Here is a 15,156-nt window from a genome sequence, read left to right on the forward strand (position 1 = left end):
CAGTCACCGCCTCAGCTCACCGGAACGCGGGTTTCGGCCAAAATCACGGTCAATACCCGATCAACGGTTGCTCCTTCCAGACGTGCTTCCGGCTTCACGATCATCCGGTGGGCGAATACGACTGGCACCAGCTCTTTGACATCGTCCGGGATGGCGTAATCCCTTCCCCGCACGAAAGCCAGTGCCTGAACGGCTCTGTAGAGGGCGAGAGAGCCCCTTGGACTTACCCCGAGGTAAATATGATGGTGGTCACGTGTGCGGTGGCACAGCCGCACAATATACTCTTTTACTCCCTCGGAAACCTTGACGGAAGCTACCTCTTTTTGCAGTTGCGCCAAGTCTGCTGCCGTCATCACCGGCTCAAGTTGTGCGAGCGGGTTCACCTCCGAGAATCTGGAGAGCATGCGCATTTCTTCTTCCACGGTCGGATAGCCCAGGCGCAATTGCATCAGGAAACGGTCCAACTGTGCCTCAGGCAATGGAAACGTCCCTTCGTACTCCAATGGGTTTTGAGTGGCCATCACAAAAAACGGATCGGCCAGCCGATAAGTTGCACCATCTACTGTAACAGACCGCTCCTCCATCGCTTCCAGCAGAGCAGACTGCGTCTTCGGAGAGGTCCGGTTGATTTCGTCCGCCAAAATAACGTTTGCAAACAGCGGTCCTTGCCGGAACTCAAACTGCATCGTCTGTTGGTTGAAAATTGCTACTCCTGTCACATCTGTCGGCAGCAAGTCAGGAGTGAACTGGATACGCTTGAATTCTCCCCCGATCGACTTAGCCAAAGCACGTACCAGCATCGTCTTGCCCACACCCGGAACGTCCTCCAGCAAAACATGTCCGTTTGCCAATACAGCCGCGACCATCATCTCAATCACGGAACGTTTTCCAATCAGAACTTTTTCTATATTATCGATCAACTTTGCAATTGCAGGATGCATTTGTTCCAATTTAATTGGGTTCACGTTAATACATCTCCTGTTCCATCTTATTCTTCCATCGAGCTTGTAACAGAAACATTTTGTTACCCGTCTTCTCTTGTATCACCTGCGTAGAAAACAGCAGTGTAATTCTAAAGTAATGGATGGAAATGGGAGATACAAGGAAAACTTACTTAAAAATTGTAAGAATGCAGCCATGATTATGCAAAAAAGAGTAGGAATTGATCCTACTCTTCGATTTCATATGAAGTAATGGCGTGCCCTGAGAGATTCGAACTCCCGACCTTTTGATTCGTAGTCAAACGCTCTATCCGGCTGAGCTAAGGGCACATGTTTTGCGGGTCAACCTGTACTGGCTGAAAGCTAGCAGAACAACTATGGAGCGGACGACGGGTCTCGAACCCGCGACCTTCGCCTTGGCAAGGCGACGCTCTACCAATTGAGCTACGTCCGCGTGTGATATGATAAAAGGTTTGCTCTGGCTGCAAAGCCTTCTGGTTATATGGTGCGGGTGAAGGGACTTGAACCCCCACGGTCTCCCGCCAGAACCTAAATCTGGTGCGTCTGCCATTCCGCCACACCCGCATATTTGACGCGGTTTTGCCCGCATTTTGCTCGCGCTTTTTTATGTCGTCTGTAGTAGATCATCCGGCAGGCTACCGTTTGGCTATTCGGAGGGCTATCCGTTGATCCGCGCCCAGACGATACAAAAGCGCACCTCGCAACCACAAGTATGATAGTAGCACATCGTTCGGCTTGCGGTCAAGTTTTATCGTGGGTAAAATTATTTACAACGAGTTACTTCCTATTTATATGGACCTACGCACCGCCCATCCTCGCCATCACCACGGCATGCTGCGCCTCCCCCACGCGAAGCACGTTTAGCGCGTGATACCTCGGCATCTTCACGTAGTCCTCCACGGTAAACGGCGCCAACTCCTCCGCCAGTTCCCGGAACGTCTTTTTGCTCGCGCGAAACACGGTATAGTGCGGACCGGCACTCCGGATGATCTCCGCCAGATCGTGCGGTATCTGCTCCCAGCTGTGGAACATCCACACGTACGCATAACGCCATTTCCGCGACTCGACCGCCGCTGCCTTCCACGCGCGAGCACTCCGCAAGAACTGGTGCGGCTCATCGAATACGATAAAGAACGGAAACTGGTCGGCCTCCTCCCGCAATGTCATCGCCAGGTCCAACTTGACCGACAGGAGGTTGACGATGAGGTCGACGCCTTCCGCCCCGAGTGCCGCCTTCGGCACGTCGATCACGACCGCCCTCCTCTCGCTGGTCAACGCGACCATATCGAGCGAGTTGTCGGACGCGAAACATTCCGCCAGATACTCGTCGCCCAGGATCGTGTCGAGCCGGTTGTAAATCGGAGCCAACACTTGCGCCCGCCTGCCGTCCGACATGTTCCCGTAATCCTCCAGCGTCGTCCGGTGCATCCCCGCGCCCATCTCCGCGATACACTCCGCACGATAAGCGTCATCCTCGAATATCCGCATGATTTCCGCCAATTTCGCCGTCCGCATCGCCATGATCGCCGCTCGCAAGTACCGCGCCGTCTGCGCCCCGGCCTCGTCGGTCGCCGTGTTAAAGAACGATATAATCGCGTTAGCCAATCGGTTTCTGGCGCGAGGCGACCGGTTGATCTCGCAAAAGTCGAGCGCGAACGGAGCCGTGCCGTCAATGCGGATTCGGGTTACGCGATCACTCGGTAGCGCGGCCGCCACCATGTCGCCGATTTGACCTTTCGCGGGATCAATCGCCAGACCGCCGAAACCACTACGGACGGCCTCGACCAGCAGGTTGGCCCCCGCCGTCGTCTTGCCGGAGCCCATTCCGCCAATTATCACGCGCGGCAAGCACAACTCATCGTAGTCGCCCGTTGGCATGTAGACGGGGATTTCTGCACCCTTGTGCTTAACGGACCCAAACCGCATGCCACCTGCCGATATCTCCGCTGGCACGCCCGTCTCGAGTTGCGCGATACTGTCGATCTTGTAGCGCTCCTGCAACGGTCGCGTAGGCAACAGGAATAGGCGCGACACCTCCGCTATGCTCATATAGTCGCGCTGTAGCCGCAGTCCTGCCGTCCGCTCACGCATCTTACGCCACGTCCGGTCGGCTTCCGTCTCGTGCGCGATCAGGTGATTGTCACCGTCTAATTCGCGGAAAGCCATCGTGACCATCCGCAACAGCGCTCGGGCACGGGCCCTATCCGCGCATACGATTCCCACACGGACCGCTACGTCATAGGCGTCACCGCGCGTCTTGGCAAGCGTTTCCGACCGGAGTTTTCCGTCGCGAAGAATGGCGGCGCGCTCCCCTCCGTCAATATCGATTGGTTCCGGCTCCTCTCCCGTTATTAGCTCCGTTACGACCGAGATTGCGCCAAGTACCGTTTTCGTCGCGAGTTTAAGCGCTGTACGCCCGACCGTCCGCTTGTTGATCGCGAGTTTCTGCGGCATCTCGCCCACCTTGAACCGTTCGTACGCCTCCACTGCGCCCGTGTACCAGTCGCGCTCTGCCGGTATCGCGAGCGTCTGCACATATACGGAATCCTCCGCCTCCATTGCGCGCACCGTTTCGAGGAGCGAAGCCAAGAACGATATTTCGCGGCGGTCCACCCGGATCGCGAACATATAATGATAGTGGAGGCCGATGGTTGCCGCCATGACCGGACGCTCCTCGAACGGGTCCGCCACTTCCGCAACCGATACGTTAGGCCACGTTGATTCGATCGCCTTGCGCGCGAGCGATTCGTGCTCCCGCAGGACGGTGACGTGGAACGCAGTGCCCTCACGTTGGAGTACCGTCTCGAACGAAAGGAACGGAGCGCGCGTAATCCGACGACTTGCGGAGTCCCACCGCTCGAGTGGCGATTGGTAAACGCATAGGGTCTGCGCGAACTGTTCGGCGGCTTCGTTCGTCAGGCGCGCGTCAGGCGTTATCCGTAGATGGATCAGCGTGCCACCATCGCCTTCCCTACGCTCACCAGAATCTGCATGATCGCGGGTGCAAACTGCATCCCCACGTACCCGACCGCCGCCCACTTGAGCATCGCGAGTCCCTTCGAGCGCTGCCCGACCATGATTAGCAGACATCCTCCGCATATCATCAGGAACGCGACCGGATACGACACGCCCTGCGCCAGTTGGATGATCGGGTCGAATGCGCCGATGATCTTGTCGGCAATCCCCGCCGCCTCCGCGTGTTCCAATCGCAATATGTACGCCGCCGTTGCCCCCGCTAGGAGAGCGTTTATCTGCCGTTTCTGTCGCGTGGTCAACGCGCTCTCCATCTCGCCGAAAAAATCGTCCCACGGTATCACCTCGACTTTCTCACGTTTTAGGCGCGAAAATGACGGTAAGATCACTGAGTAAAACACCGTATACCACTCCTCTCGTTTGGCGATACTACGCGTAACCATATCGTTAGGAGGTCGCCCCATGCCGCTTGTAGTTTACGTTGGTTACGCGCTCGTTGCCGGTGGGATCAGTATTGTCGCGCTCAAACTGTTCGCGGGCTAATCGTAGATCACCGTACTTTTGCCGTTTTCCACCCTTACGCGATAACTCACCTTGTATCGCGCCTCTGCGTTGTTGATCTTTTGCACGTACTCGATAATGTTCGGCGTGTTAACGCACAGTCTCACGAGATCAAGCGCAAGTGTAGTCGGGTGTTTGCCGCACGCAACCGCGAGCCGCACCAACTTCGTGCGTGTATCGTCATCTGGCGTGAGTCCAATCCGTCTTCCTGCGATCATTTGACCGCCTCCTTTCCGCTATGTACCGTAAACTTACGTCGTGACCGCGTTACCTATGCGTGTACCGGAAATAAAAATACGCCCCGGCGCGGAAGTTACTCCGTACCGGGGCTATTTCGGTGGGCACACGACGGGCCAACGCTCGCTTGCGCCTGCGCGCTACGCTAGAGCGTATGCGGGCGCGGGCGGTTTTATGCGAGGACTGCCGTAATATTCCGCATATCAATCCACGCAAACTCCGCATCGTTCGCGACCTTGATCTGCTTGCGGACGGTATCAACGCGCTCAACCACGCCCCACATCTGGCGGATTTCGCCGTATCCCCGCCGCGTTTCTTTCCAATAGCGGACTGTGACCGCAAAGTCCTCGTTCATTGACGTGCAGATGACGCGGTTGATCTCCGCCATCTCGTCGTCTTCGAGGACCGGACGCGGAACGAGCGTTGATTCGTACGCGTGCTCGGCAAGGGCCGCTACATGTTCCGGCAGCATAAATTTCATCGCGAACAGATCGTCTATCTTCGATGCCATTTCGAAATCCCCTCCGTTATCGAACGTTTGTTCCTATATTATGCGCTCATCGTCCGAATTTATCAAGAGGGACTCCGTTCCCGCCGAAGATGGTTCGCACGCGGACGTACAATCGCGGAGGCAAGTCCGGAAACACGAACGCGAGGCACCCGTCGGGCAGCGAACGCGCATCGTACGGTATGTACCGGTCGTCAAGTTGGCGGCAGATGGCGGTGGCCTCACGCCAGGTTACTACGTAATAAAACGATGGTTTCACGGTGTAACACGCTCCTTTCCGTTAGAGCGTAACATGACCGTTTGGGACAAAAAAAATAACGCCCCGGTAACGTAGTCACTCCGTAACAGAGCGACCGCGTCACCAGGGCGTTCGTTATTCCGCGTCCTCCCGCTTGCCGTCAACGTATCCTTCCGCGAGGATATACGCTGCGACTGATCCAAATGCCGTAATCATCGCGGTCACATTCTCGATCGTTCCCGCGTCGGTCCCGAACAGGACGAGAATGGACGTGACAAACCCGGCCACGGCGAGCCAGAGTTTGCGCGACGAGAGTTTACGTTTCCAATCCGTCATACTAACGTCCTCCTACCGTTTAGTATTCGTTGCGCGGTCGGTCAATACGAAGACCAGCCACGCCATATCATCGCGCACCTTCTCCGGCTCCGAACGCAGGCGGGCCTTCCATTCTTCCGCGTTGTTCAGTACCGCCTTGGCCGCGAGACTGTCGATTGCCTTGTCCGCGAGTTGCAGTTGCCAATCCTTTATCGCTTCCATAACGGCCACCTCCGCTTTCTCCGCTAGTTCTGCGGCAGCTACCGGCGCCTTCACTACCGGATAATACTCGCGCAAGTACGCGATTGGGTCCGTGTGCGTCCCGTAGCCTTTCCGCCTCACCTCGTAATGCAGGTGCGAGCCGGTCGACCTGCCGGTACTCCCCTGCCGCCCCACCACGTCTCCGCGCTTTACACGCTGGCCCACCCGGACGGCGGCGTCGTGCAGATGCGCGTACAGGTGCGTCGCCCCATTCCGGTCCTGCACCGCGACGACTACGCCAAATCCGCCATAGCCCGTGCCCGCCACGCCCATCTTCGCGTGAGTGACCGTCCCTTCCGTAAACGCGTGGATCGGCGAAAGGTGTCCCTTTACGAGATCAACGCCGGTATGAAAAACGGGCGCCCCGGTAAACGGGTCCTTGCGCGGGCCGTACGGACTTGTAACGCGATATGGCGCAAGCATTTCGTCGACTACGTTAAACTCGCGCGTCATAATCCTCCGCCTCCTCTTCGGCCGTGTCCGACTTTTTCTTGCGGAACTCCTGGACCGCGCGGACACCGAACACGCCGCCGGTTATCGTCATGAGGACCGGAGCGACCATATCGAGCAGCGTCACGTACATGCCATCGACCGGCCGCCCCATCAGGACGAGTACGAGGCCGATCGCGACAAACAGGAAAAAGACGGTCGTGGATACGAGCAGGAGGTAGTCCTTTTCGCTTACGCCGTCCTTATCGTTCAAAAACGTCTTCATGCGCTCCCTCCCGTCCTACTTCGTCAGAAAATAGATGAGGACGGAGCCGATAAAACTCGTCCCCATCCCGATAATGACGCCCCACTTTCGCCGGTCGTCCGCTTTGATCTCGGCGATGACACGGGCGTTTTCGTTTGACAATGCGTAGGCGTCACGCGCAACCTCGTACGCTTTCTCCGCCCGTTCACGATCCCGCGTAAGGTGGTCGACCTTTTCCTCGACGCGAACCATCCGCTCGCGCACGTCCTGCAAGACCGATACAATATCGTGTTCTCCCATCGGGCACCTCCGCCATTAGGCCACTTCGTCCGCGCACGGTGTCTCGGCGAGATGAGGTGCGTCAAGTTGAATGAGCGTAGTCCGAACGTCGTTCCGGATTGTTTTCGGTACGTCGCAAATCGTCTTGTACCCCTTAACGATGAGTGTCGCGTAAATGACCGCCATTTCGGTTCCCCCTCCGATTATCAAGCGTAAAAGAAAAAGCGCCACCGTTCGCAGGATCATCGTCCGTCCCCGTCCAATAGCGCTTGCACTTCGTCCCGATCACGTTCGGGAACGTCGTCGATCGTCTTGAGTTTGAGTTTGATAAGTCGGTAATAGACCGTTGCCATTACGTAGTACCTCCGTTTTGTTGTAGCGCAAGCATTTCCTCGTATACTTGCGTCAGCGCGAGCATAAGGTTGACATTCTCTTGCTCCAACTGTGCGATCTTTTCGCGGTCGGTGGCCGGACGCTCGTCGGGGTTCACGTCAACGAGCGGTCCGAACCATCCGTTAGGCAGGCGCGGTCTGAGTTTCGGCATCAGGCGATCCCTCCCATGATTCTCTTGACGGCTTTGTCGGACGCCGTGTCGTCCCGCGTCAGTGTCAGACGCAGCGTCACTTTTGCCCCCGGCTGGTCGGCCGTCCCCACGAACTCGTCCTCCATGACGGACCCGTCCTTGACCGGCACGCTCGAGTTAAGCGCCATGTCCTCGTACGACTCGCTCGCGCCCGCTGCCACGATGGAGGCGGCGGCATACACCGTCAAGTCTCCAATCTCACGGTCCACCCACGTAGCAATCTCGGTTGCCGTACCGAGCGGTGGCGTGATTGCGTACCGGACGACTGCCGTTTTGACTGGCGCTAGGCTGCCGGCCTTGTTTACCGTCAGCGTCTTCGTTGTACTCGCGCCCTTCGCGTCGGTCGCCGTGAAAACGACCGTGTTCGCGGCGAATGCGAGCGCCGAAACCGGGATGCTGAAAGCGAAGCTCGTGCCGGACGCGACTCCGGATTTTAGCGTAACGGGCGTGCCGCCGTTGACCGCTACCGTCAGTGATACGGTGTCATTTTCGGGGTCCGTTACCGTGCCCGCGAAGGTCAACGCCTCCAATTCGGACACGCCCGTTCGGTTCGCGTTGTACGGGTCGAGGTTAATCGTCGGCGGCCGGTTGAGAATGACGGTGAACGAACGGGTGATTGCCGTGGACGTTCCGCCTTGGTCGTCGACCGCGTAGACCGAGACGGTGTACGTGGTGTTTTCCGCGAGTGGCCCGGACACGTCCGTTTGGCCGTCGTAGAGGCGTCCGTTCGTGAACGTGAGCGTTTTCGAGAACGGGATCGCGGTTGATCCGTCCGAGATGGCGGACGTGATGTTACGGGCGGTGCCGCCGTTGATCGCGTACTTGACGGTGACCGCGTTGCCATTGTCGGGGTCAGACGCGGTGCCTGCGACCGGCATCGTATTCCCTTCCGCTAATGTTTGATTATCGGTAGGTGATGTAAGTGTCAGAGATGGCGGATTGTTGGTAATTGGTTCAAGGAATAGAGCTCGTATCTCTCCGGAACCAGAGCTGGAAAACTCGACTTTCATATCTGTTCCCTGTATAGATTTTGCGTTGTACATATACTTTGCCATGCTATACAGGGTAATTGCCGTTGCAGAACTTCCAGCCTCAACTTGTTCTTGGAAACTAAGCGAATAAGGCTTTGCCGTAACAAAACTATTAATTGAACTTAATACCAAGATCATTGTTCTATCGTAGGCTGTAGCTGCATTCGGTGGATTTGGAATGTTTGCTGCAAAATCAGAGAATACGGTTTCACGAACAGCTTTTGTATTTCTGTAGGCTGAAACAGCAGCTTGCCAAAATGTTGCGGTCGGGGATGTTATCGTTGGTGCTGTTTCTGAAGAGGACGCGAATTTGTAATAAATCCCATACCTGAAACTCACACCAGAAGTGACGGGAATAACGCGATCTGTAATAGATGTCCACCCATTCAGGCCAGCAATCGCGGTTGAAGTATCCCTTTTCGCTACTTGCGCAATCAATAAGTCTCCCGTTTGAATACCGCTAGGCAATTCTAATGCAGTACTCATTACGGATGTCGCTGTGCTAGTCGCTTTAAATCCCACATACTCCACCTGTTTTCTGCCTGTTGATGGGATTGTGTAGTCGATGGTGAGGGTTGGTTGGTTGCTTGTATTGTCAAAAGACGAAAAACTTCGGTTGGTATGCAAGTCTGATTCAGAGGAATCCATTAAAAGGAAACCGTAGTTTGGTACCGTACCATTTACTATGTCTTGCACTAATTGTTTAACATTAATGTTATAGCTTTGAGTTTGCACATTTAGTGCGGTAAAACTCGCATAAACAGGCCCAATACTCGGAGCATTGTTCCACGTTACGTTACCATCCCAAGGGGATGTTACTAAATGAACATTTATCGTCCTATTGGACGTATTGCTGGTATTTTGCGAAGTTTGATAAAGCGAGAGGGTAGCGCTGTTGATAATTACATTATTGGGTATTAAACCAAAATCGAATTTCAATAGCGCTCTAAAAAATTTTCCTGATGAATTGCGACCTACGACTATTGCTGTGTCACTAGGATACGAACTAGATGGAGATTGATCTGTAATATAAGTATCGAGAGTAACTGAATTGCTTTTGGTTAGCGTAACTACCGGCATGTTCCTCCCCCTTCCTTCTCAAAATGGCCGTTATTGGCAGGTTTCCACGTTCTGGAATCGCGCATCCTCACGCCTCCGAAATCGCAATATTACTCGTTCCCCACGACGGAAATACCATCCGTGCGTTAACCGCGTCCGTAACCGCCGTCGTCCGCGCCACGGTCGCCTTCGCCTTGTACGCGTTCACCAACGCCCCGACCGTCAGCGTATTATCGGTAATTGCCGTAATCCGCACGTTCTCCGCGTTCACATCGTCGTAAATCGTGACCTCCTCGCCAACCGCGAAAGCCGCGCTATCCCCGACTGGAACCGTTGTGGCCCCGGCCGAGAGCGCCGCCGTCGTATATGTCGCAGCATCAGCGAGTACCGCCGTTACGCGACCGCCTTTGCCGTCGAGGATGTCGTAGAAAATCCCAGCGTTATCGGGATACCGGAAGTTGATCTCGTCCGCAATTGACCAACCAACGTCAAGGCGCGCGATAAGTAACCGCAGGTCCTCGATTTGTCCGTAAAGGTCTTCGGCGGTCGCGTCGATAATATCGAAGTTCTCGACGATCTCGGCGCGTGAAACCCGGTCCGTCCCGACCCACCGGTGAAGGCCGAGCGTGTTCGTTTGTCCGCTACTCACGGCATATACACCTCCAATTCGTCCCATGCGAAGCTGTCCGCCTCGTCCCAAGTCAGCGCGTCAAATTCGTCCCACACGAACCACGAGAACTCCAGCGCAATGTCGAGGTGGGCCGGAATGAGTTCGCGCAATTCCTTCTGCACGTCCTCCGCGTTGATCGGCACGCCCCGTTTGCCGACGAGTTTGACCACAACCCGCGCCCCGGCAAAATCCTCGCTGACCTCCGTCGACGCCCCGTATAAGGTGTCCGCAAGCTCCCGCACGACCTCGACCGTGACCGTTCCGAACCCTTGCAGACGGGACTTGACGATGGCGCGCCGTACGTCCAGCGGTTTGGATTCGTCCGTTTTGATGCCGCAAATGGCCTCCCACCGCGCGAGTCCCCACGTTGCGGTATCGACGAAAAACTGCGCTAACGTATCGGCGACCGCCGCATTGAGCGCGATGATTTCGTCAGCCTCGCGGTCAATGAGGTTGCTGACTACGCGAGAATCGCGGTAATACCCGGGCAGATAATCCCGCATATCCTGCCGTATATCGCGCTCGTTAGCCTGCAACGAAGTTCACCGCCCTCAGTACCGGAATCGCGTCGCCAACGATTTCGATATTGCCCGTACCGCCGTTTAACGTCAGGTTCGCGTAGTCCGTGATGTTCGGATTATCGAGGAGAATCCGTTGAATCTGCGAAATGCGGACGATCGGATCGCCGAACGCCAGCTCACGGAAGTACTCGTTAATCTCCGCGACGATGGCGGTCTGCACCGCGCTAATATCCGCCCCACTCGTCAGATACAGCGTCGCGGCTACGTCAATTCCGTAGTCGATTGCGCCGATAACGGTCACGTCCGCTCCGATCGGCCGCACCGATTCGATATGCGTCTTTACCGCGTCAAGGAGCGATTGGGAGGGTACGCCGTCATCCGCGAGCACGACGACTTTGACCGTGAGGGGGCCGTTCCATACCGGATACACACGCACGTCCCGGACGCCCACGACTTCAAGCGCCCATTGGCGGTATTGGTACGCGTTGCCTGACGTGATCGGACGGCGCACACGGTCGAAGTAGCGTTTGCGGAAGTCCTCGTTACTTTCCGCGTCAACGCCACCGTCGAAGGCTCCCGCATTGGTAACGCCGGTGATGCCCGTAATGTTCCCGGTCGTCAGCTTGATCGCGCCAGGGCCGACGTTGCCGGATGCGCCCGCCTCCTTCGCTTCGGCTGCGACCGTTGCCATTCCGTTCGTAATCGTCGCGTCGGCGGTTGTAACGAAGTAAATCGGATTCTCGCCGTCCGTGTACACTTCGGTTCCTTCCGGGATGAGCGCACCCTCGTTTCCCGTAAACGTGACATAGCCGGTCGCCTTTACCGCAGGCTTGCGGATCAGTCCGACCTCGGCCGCGCGTCTATCGAGCCACTCGCCATATGCCGTGTCGGCAAACGCCTTGTCCGCGAAGGTGTCGAGTTCAACGTACAGTGCCTCCGCCTCGATTGCGGTCGGCCCCGTCAGGTCGTACGTGATTGAACCGGGCCGCTTGTCGATGTCCGCAGGGCTCGCGTCAAGCATCCGCTGGTGTATCACATCTTTCGTTTGATCTTCGTAAGCCACGCTTATACCGCCACCTCCTCGTTTATGATCGCGCCGTCGACCGTATCAACGAAAAAGGAGACGTACAGGCCGTCTCCTTCGCGCATGATCGTAAAGTTGTATACGTTCGTGATGCGGTCGTCGACGAGGAGCGCCTCGCTAATGACGCGCGGGATTTCGGCGTTTAGCAACTCAATCGGCAGGTCCTGTCCGATCAAATCCTCTAGTTCGCACCCGTACAAGTGCTCGTACCCGTAAATCAAGTACCGAAACCGCGCGGTCATGAGCGCCTTGCGTATCGCCTGCCGAATCGCCGCCTCCCCGTCGATCACGCCGCCAACCTCGCCAGTTGCGAAATCAAGCGCATACGTACGTGACGGTTGCGGAGTGGGCGCGACCTCCACCGCTCGCTCACTCGGTGGCCTAAGTGGACTAAGCGCCATCGTACGTCACCACCCGATCCAAAATCGCGTACGTCTGCCCATCGTTCATCGACGAGACGAGCACGCGGTCGCCCGGCTTGAGCACGTCCTCGAACGTGAGCTCGACGTAGGAGTGCGTCCACGCGAGCGAGCCGGAACTGTCGTTATCGCGCGGTTTCGGTTCCGTATCGCCGACGTCGCGCTCCGCGTCCTGCTCGTGCCTGATCGTGACGATGCGCTTGTGTCGCGTAAGATGCTCCGCCACGACGAGATCGTCCGCCTCCAGTTCGAGCGCCATGTTGTCGATTTTGATGCGCAGGGCGGGCGGTGGTGCCGTGACCGTAGCAAGTTCGAGCTTGTCGTAGTCGTTGCGGCCAACCTCCGCGACCACCTGCCGTAGTTGACTAAAGCCGTCACCTTCGAGTCTATCCGCCATTGTCCGTATCTCCTTTCGATCGCTTACGCTGTTTAGGCTCCGGCGGTGGCTCGTATTCGAGCGTAGGCAGATCGTCCGTCGCGCTCAACGTCAGCGACATCGTGTGATTGCCGTTTGCAAATGTGTGCGAGTCGGTGCTGACGTAAAACCCGCCGACAATGCCTGTCATGGACTCGCGTACATAGACGGCCGCGCCCGCCACGACTTCCGGGTTGCCTAGCGCGTCGACCTGCGCGTCGTCGTCGACCGTGCCGAGCTCCGCCAGCAGTTGCTTCGCGCGCTGCTCGACTTGGCTCCGCGTCATATCCGGGTCGACGTTTTCGATGTGCTGCATGATGCCGAATCGTTTGATGAGCGCGTCATTCTTGGCCGTTGCGATGATCGGTTTCTTTTCCGGGTCACCGCCGATGACCTTAACCTGCGTCCGCATGTCCTCGATGGACTGCGAGTAGGACGCGGAGGTGATATTGCGCCCGTTTTCGAGCACCCACCGCACGACCGCGTCCTTGCGCTCGGACAGGTACAGGCGGCCCTCACGCGAGTAAATAAAAAAGCGCCGACCCGTCTGCTTGCGCGAATAGGTCAACGCTATCGTCATCATGTCCCAGATCGACTTGTCGCGGAGGACTAGCTTCGGGATGACGTATCCGGTGTCCGCTATGCTGCCGACCGGAATGCCAAAATCGTTGCACAGCCGCTTGATAATCGCACTCGCCGTCATCTTCGTAAACTTGCGCGTGTCGTAGTTGCGCGTTAGGTACGTGTTTTCGTCGTAGGCCGTCACCGTCATCATGCCGCGGTCGTCGATCCGGTGCGCGAACACCACGCCGCGAAACAGCTCGCGCCCATCGTAAAGGAGGCGGAGTTCTTTTCCGTGCTCAATCCGCATGGCCTGCGTCCGTCCGTCCACCGTGTTGACGAGTGAGACGTCTAGTTTGCGTGCCGCCTGCGTTACGTCGCCCGACCACGTTGCGCGTTCGACAAGCAGCGGAGTACCTTCGTAGGTCACCTGTACGTTCATACGAGAGTCAGCACCTGTCCGGGATAAATCAGATTCGGGTCCTTGCCGATCACCTTCGCGTTTTTCGCGTAGATGTCCGGCCATTTCAGCCCGTACCGCAGCGCGATCTTCGTGAGGTTGTCTCCCGACTTAACCGTGTATGTTTTCGGGATATCGCGTGAGTCCGGACGCGTGGTGGCGCTTTTGACGGACGCAGAGTTTGCGGCCATCTGTACGGTGTTGGCCGTCACGAAGACGTACTCTTTTAGCGCGAGGTCGTAATAGATGTCGCCCGGATTACCGGCACGCTCCGGCTCGTAGTTAAACGAGCGAATGGTCACGGCATAGTTGATCGGCGTTCCCGTCACGGTCAGGCGGATCGGCTTGCGCGACTTCATCCAGCGTTCGACCGTCTGTACCGCGTCCCATGGCGCAGGAACCGCCTCGTACTCGCAGTAGGACGAGTTGTAGTCGCGCGGAAAAAACGAGGAAAAAGAAAAGTCACGCAACTTGGCGTCACCGATAACGGTGTAGTCGCCTAACTGCGTGACTTGTACGTCCTCGTACGAGTGGGACGATTGTATGCGGATGGATGCGGGGTTGACCGGAAGTTGCAGGCGTTCGGCCCCGTTGTTGTACGAGAGCCAAAACTGGATTGCGTTGGGTATGGCGGGTCACCTCCGTTACTCTTTCCACTTCCCTATTCTAGCTACTGCTGAGTACACCCCGTTAGAGTCGAACTTGACGTACACGCTAAATACTCCGGGGTTTTCCTTTTCTTCGGCGACTGAGCTGGCGCTCTTATACATATCTTCAAGCGCTTTCGCAAGGGTAGCGCTCTCGTACTCTTCTCCCTTTATTCCGTCGCCCTTGAAGTCTCTTATCTTTTTCGCGTCAACAGGAATGTAGTCTTTTATCATGCGAAAGGCTTCTTCCTCGGTCCTGCGAGGATTCGTAGTTGACTCGAAGGCCAGCCGAACTTCTACGGCGCGCTGGTCAACAAACATCGGCAGCAGGAACCCGTTCATGAAGTTTCCGAATGTTGCATCTCCCGCATTATCTCCGTGATTAACTGCATAGTAAGTCAGTGTGTCACCTAGACCAGTTGACCTAGACACCGTTACCATTTCGTCTTCTTTTTCCACTACCTTCTCTGGTCCTGGCGAGGTTGGGGCTGTGTTGTTGCTTACTGAGGTATCGGGCGCGGTCTGTTCCACTGTAGATGGAGTTTCTTCGGACGCAGAAGAAGTACATGCGCAGAGGAGAGAAAGGGTGGCGATCAGCGTGTAGGCGATTTTTTTCACTTGACAAGTCCTCCCGGTCGTTGAGATTTGTATGAAAAGTTTACCACAAGACTGATCGCC

Annotated in this window: 21 protein-coding genes, 3 tRNA genes and 1 pseudogene; all 25 read right to left on the bottom strand. The window is 56.5% G+C overall.

Translation table 11 applies throughout. The features are described from left to right. Positions 1 to 11: 11 nt before the first annotated feature. Positions 12 to 965 carry an AAA family ATPase gene (locus M655_RS25040; RefSeq protein WP_005834696.1) on the bottom strand — a complete coding sequence of 318 codons (954 nt, stop codon included), beginning with the start codon at positions 963 to 965 and terminating at the stop codon, positions 12 to 14. A 229-nt stretch (positions 966 to 1,194) separates the two neighbouring features. Continuing rightward, positions 1,195 to 1,271: transfer RNA gene (locus M655_RS25045), tRNA-Arg, on the bottom strand. Between the two features lie 48 nt (positions 1,272 to 1,319). Beyond that, positions 1,320 to 1,395 (bottom strand) — tRNA-Gly (locus M655_RS25050). Positions 1,396 to 1,444: 49 nt separating this feature from the next. Then, positions 1,445 to 1,526, bottom strand: a tRNA-Leu gene (locus tag M655_RS25055). Between the two features lie 234 nt (positions 1,527 to 1,760). Then, complete coding sequence (locus tag M655_RS25060) at positions 1,761 to 3,623, bottom strand: type IV secretory system conjugative DNA transfer family protein (protein ID WP_051353966.1); 1,863 nt, start codon at positions 3,621 to 3,623, stop codon at positions 1,761 to 1,763. Positions 3,624 to 3,910: 287 nt separating this feature from the next. Beyond that, positions 3,911 to 4,279, bottom strand: coding sequence for a hypothetical protein (locus M655_RS25065; protein ID WP_152344136.1), 369 nt, complete (start codon positions 4,277 to 4,279; stop codon positions 3,911 to 3,913). A 195-nt stretch (positions 4,280 to 4,474) separates the two neighbouring features. Further along, a complete protein-coding gene (locus tag M655_RS25070; RefSeq protein WP_026558342.1) occupies positions 4,475 to 4,714 on the bottom strand; it encodes a hypothetical protein in 240 nt (79 codons plus the stop codon). 191 nt (positions 4,715 to 4,905) lie between these two features. Then, positions 4,906 to 5,244: a YolD-like family protein gene (locus M655_RS25075; protein ID WP_026558343.1), complete on the bottom strand. Its 339-nt coding sequence runs from the start codon at positions 5,242 to 5,244 to the stop codon at positions 4,906 to 4,908. Positions 5,245 to 5,614: 370 nt separating this feature from the next. After that, entirely contained in the window at positions 5,615 to 5,815 is a 201-nt protein-coding gene (locus M655_RS25080) for a hypothetical protein (RefSeq protein WP_026558344.1), read from the bottom strand. A 12-nt stretch (positions 5,816 to 5,827) separates the two neighbouring features. Further along, on the bottom strand, positions 5,828 to 6,508 hold the full coding sequence (locus tag M655_RS25085; protein WP_051353968.1) for a M23 family metallopeptidase: 681 nt from the start codon (positions 6,506 to 6,508) through the stop codon (positions 5,828 to 5,830). Further along, the gene (locus tag M655_RS25090; RefSeq protein WP_035423306.1) at positions 6,492 to 6,770 is read right to left on the bottom strand and encodes a hypothetical protein; all 279 of its coding nucleotides are present in this window, start codon (positions 6,768 to 6,770) and stop codon (positions 6,492 to 6,494) included. The genes M655_RS25085 and M655_RS25090 overlap by 17 nt, the downstream gene beginning before the upstream one ends. Before the next feature lie 15 nt (positions 6,771 to 6,785). Next, the gene (locus M655_RS25095) at positions 6,786 to 7,049 is read right to left on the bottom strand and encodes a holin (RefSeq protein WP_026558345.1); all 264 of its coding nucleotides are present in this window, start codon (positions 7,047 to 7,049) and stop codon (positions 6,786 to 6,788) included. Between the two features lie 15 nt (positions 7,050 to 7,064). Beyond that, entirely contained in the window at positions 7,065 to 7,214 is a 150-nt protein-coding gene (locus M655_RS25100) for a CD1375 family protein (RefSeq protein ID WP_286085919.1), read from the bottom strand. Between the two features lie 56 nt (positions 7,215 to 7,270). Then, positions 7,271 to 7,381, bottom strand: coding sequence for a CD1375 family protein (locus M655_RS25105; RefSeq protein WP_286085920.1), 111 nt, complete (start codon positions 7,379 to 7,381; stop codon positions 7,271 to 7,273). Continuing rightward, on the bottom strand, positions 7,381 to 7,572 hold the full coding sequence (locus tag M655_RS25110) for a hypothetical protein (RefSeq protein WP_026558346.1): 192 nt from the start codon (positions 7,570 to 7,572) through the stop codon (positions 7,381 to 7,383). The genes M655_RS25105 and M655_RS25110 overlap by 1 nt, the downstream gene beginning before the upstream one ends. Next, positions 7,572 to 8,309, bottom strand: coding sequence for a hypothetical protein (locus M655_RS25115; protein ID WP_286085921.1), 738 nt, complete (start codon positions 8,307 to 8,309; stop codon positions 7,572 to 7,574). Before M655_RS25115 ends, M655_RS25110 begins: the two co-directional genes overlap by 1 nt. 54 nt (positions 8,310 to 8,363) lie before the next feature. Beyond that, positions 8,364 to 9,722: pseudogene (locus tag M655_RS28180) on the bottom strand (DNRLRE domain-containing protein); the annotation flags it as partial. A 67-nt stretch (positions 9,723 to 9,789) separates the two neighbouring features. Further along, the gene (locus tag M655_RS25120; RefSeq protein ID WP_051353970.1) at positions 9,790 to 10,350 is read right to left on the bottom strand and encodes a hypothetical protein; all 561 of its coding nucleotides are present in this window, start codon (positions 10,348 to 10,350) and stop codon (positions 9,790 to 9,792) included. After that, positions 10,347 to 10,907 carry a putative phage tail protein gene (locus tag M655_RS25125; RefSeq protein WP_026558347.1) on the bottom strand — a complete coding sequence of 187 codons (561 nt, stop codon included), beginning with the start codon at positions 10,905 to 10,907 and terminating at the stop codon, positions 10,347 to 10,349. The genes M655_RS25120 and M655_RS25125 overlap by 4 nt, the downstream gene beginning before the upstream one ends. Beyond that, positions 10,897 to 11,955, bottom strand: coding sequence for a baseplate J/gp47 family protein (locus M655_RS25130; RefSeq protein WP_026558348.1), 1,059 nt, complete (start codon positions 11,953 to 11,955; stop codon positions 10,897 to 10,899). Before M655_RS25130 ends, M655_RS25125 begins: the two co-directional genes overlap by 11 nt. A gap of 2 nt (positions 11,956 to 11,957) precedes the next feature. Continuing rightward, positions 11,958 to 12,377 (bottom strand): DUF2634 domain-containing protein, encoded by a 420-nt coding sequence (locus M655_RS25135; RefSeq protein ID WP_026558349.1) that lies wholly within the window; start codon positions 12,375 to 12,377, stop codon positions 11,958 to 11,960. After that, the gene (locus M655_RS25140; RefSeq protein WP_035423308.1) at positions 12,367 to 12,792 is read right to left on the bottom strand and encodes a DUF2577 domain-containing protein; all 426 of its coding nucleotides are present in this window, start codon (positions 12,790 to 12,792) and stop codon (positions 12,367 to 12,369) included. Before M655_RS25140 ends, M655_RS25135 begins: the two co-directional genes overlap by 11 nt. After that, the gene (locus tag M655_RS25145) at positions 12,782 to 13,813 is read right to left on the bottom strand and encodes an XkdQ/YqbQ family protein (protein WP_035423309.1); all 1,032 of its coding nucleotides are present in this window, start codon (positions 13,811 to 13,813) and stop codon (positions 12,782 to 12,784) included. The genes M655_RS25140 and M655_RS25145 overlap by 11 nt, the downstream gene beginning before the upstream one ends. Beyond that, on the bottom strand, positions 13,810 to 14,301 hold the full coding sequence (locus tag M655_RS25150; RefSeq protein WP_286085922.1) for a LysM peptidoglycan-binding domain-containing protein: 492 nt from the start codon (positions 14,299 to 14,301) through the stop codon (positions 13,810 to 13,812). Before M655_RS25150 ends, M655_RS25145 begins: the two co-directional genes overlap by 4 nt. Before the next feature lie 174 nt (positions 14,302 to 14,475). Next, positions 14,476 to 15,096: a hypothetical protein gene (locus M655_RS25155; protein WP_026558352.1), complete on the bottom strand. Its 621-nt coding sequence runs from the start codon at positions 15,094 to 15,096 to the stop codon at positions 14,476 to 14,478. Positions 15,097 to 15,156: the final 60 nt, after the last annotated feature.

Origin of the sequence: Brevibacillus sp. NSP2.1 (assembly GCF_000470975.2) — a bacterium.
GTDB lineage: Bacteria > Bacillota > Bacilli > Brevibacillales > Brevibacillaceae > Brevibacillus > Brevibacillus agri.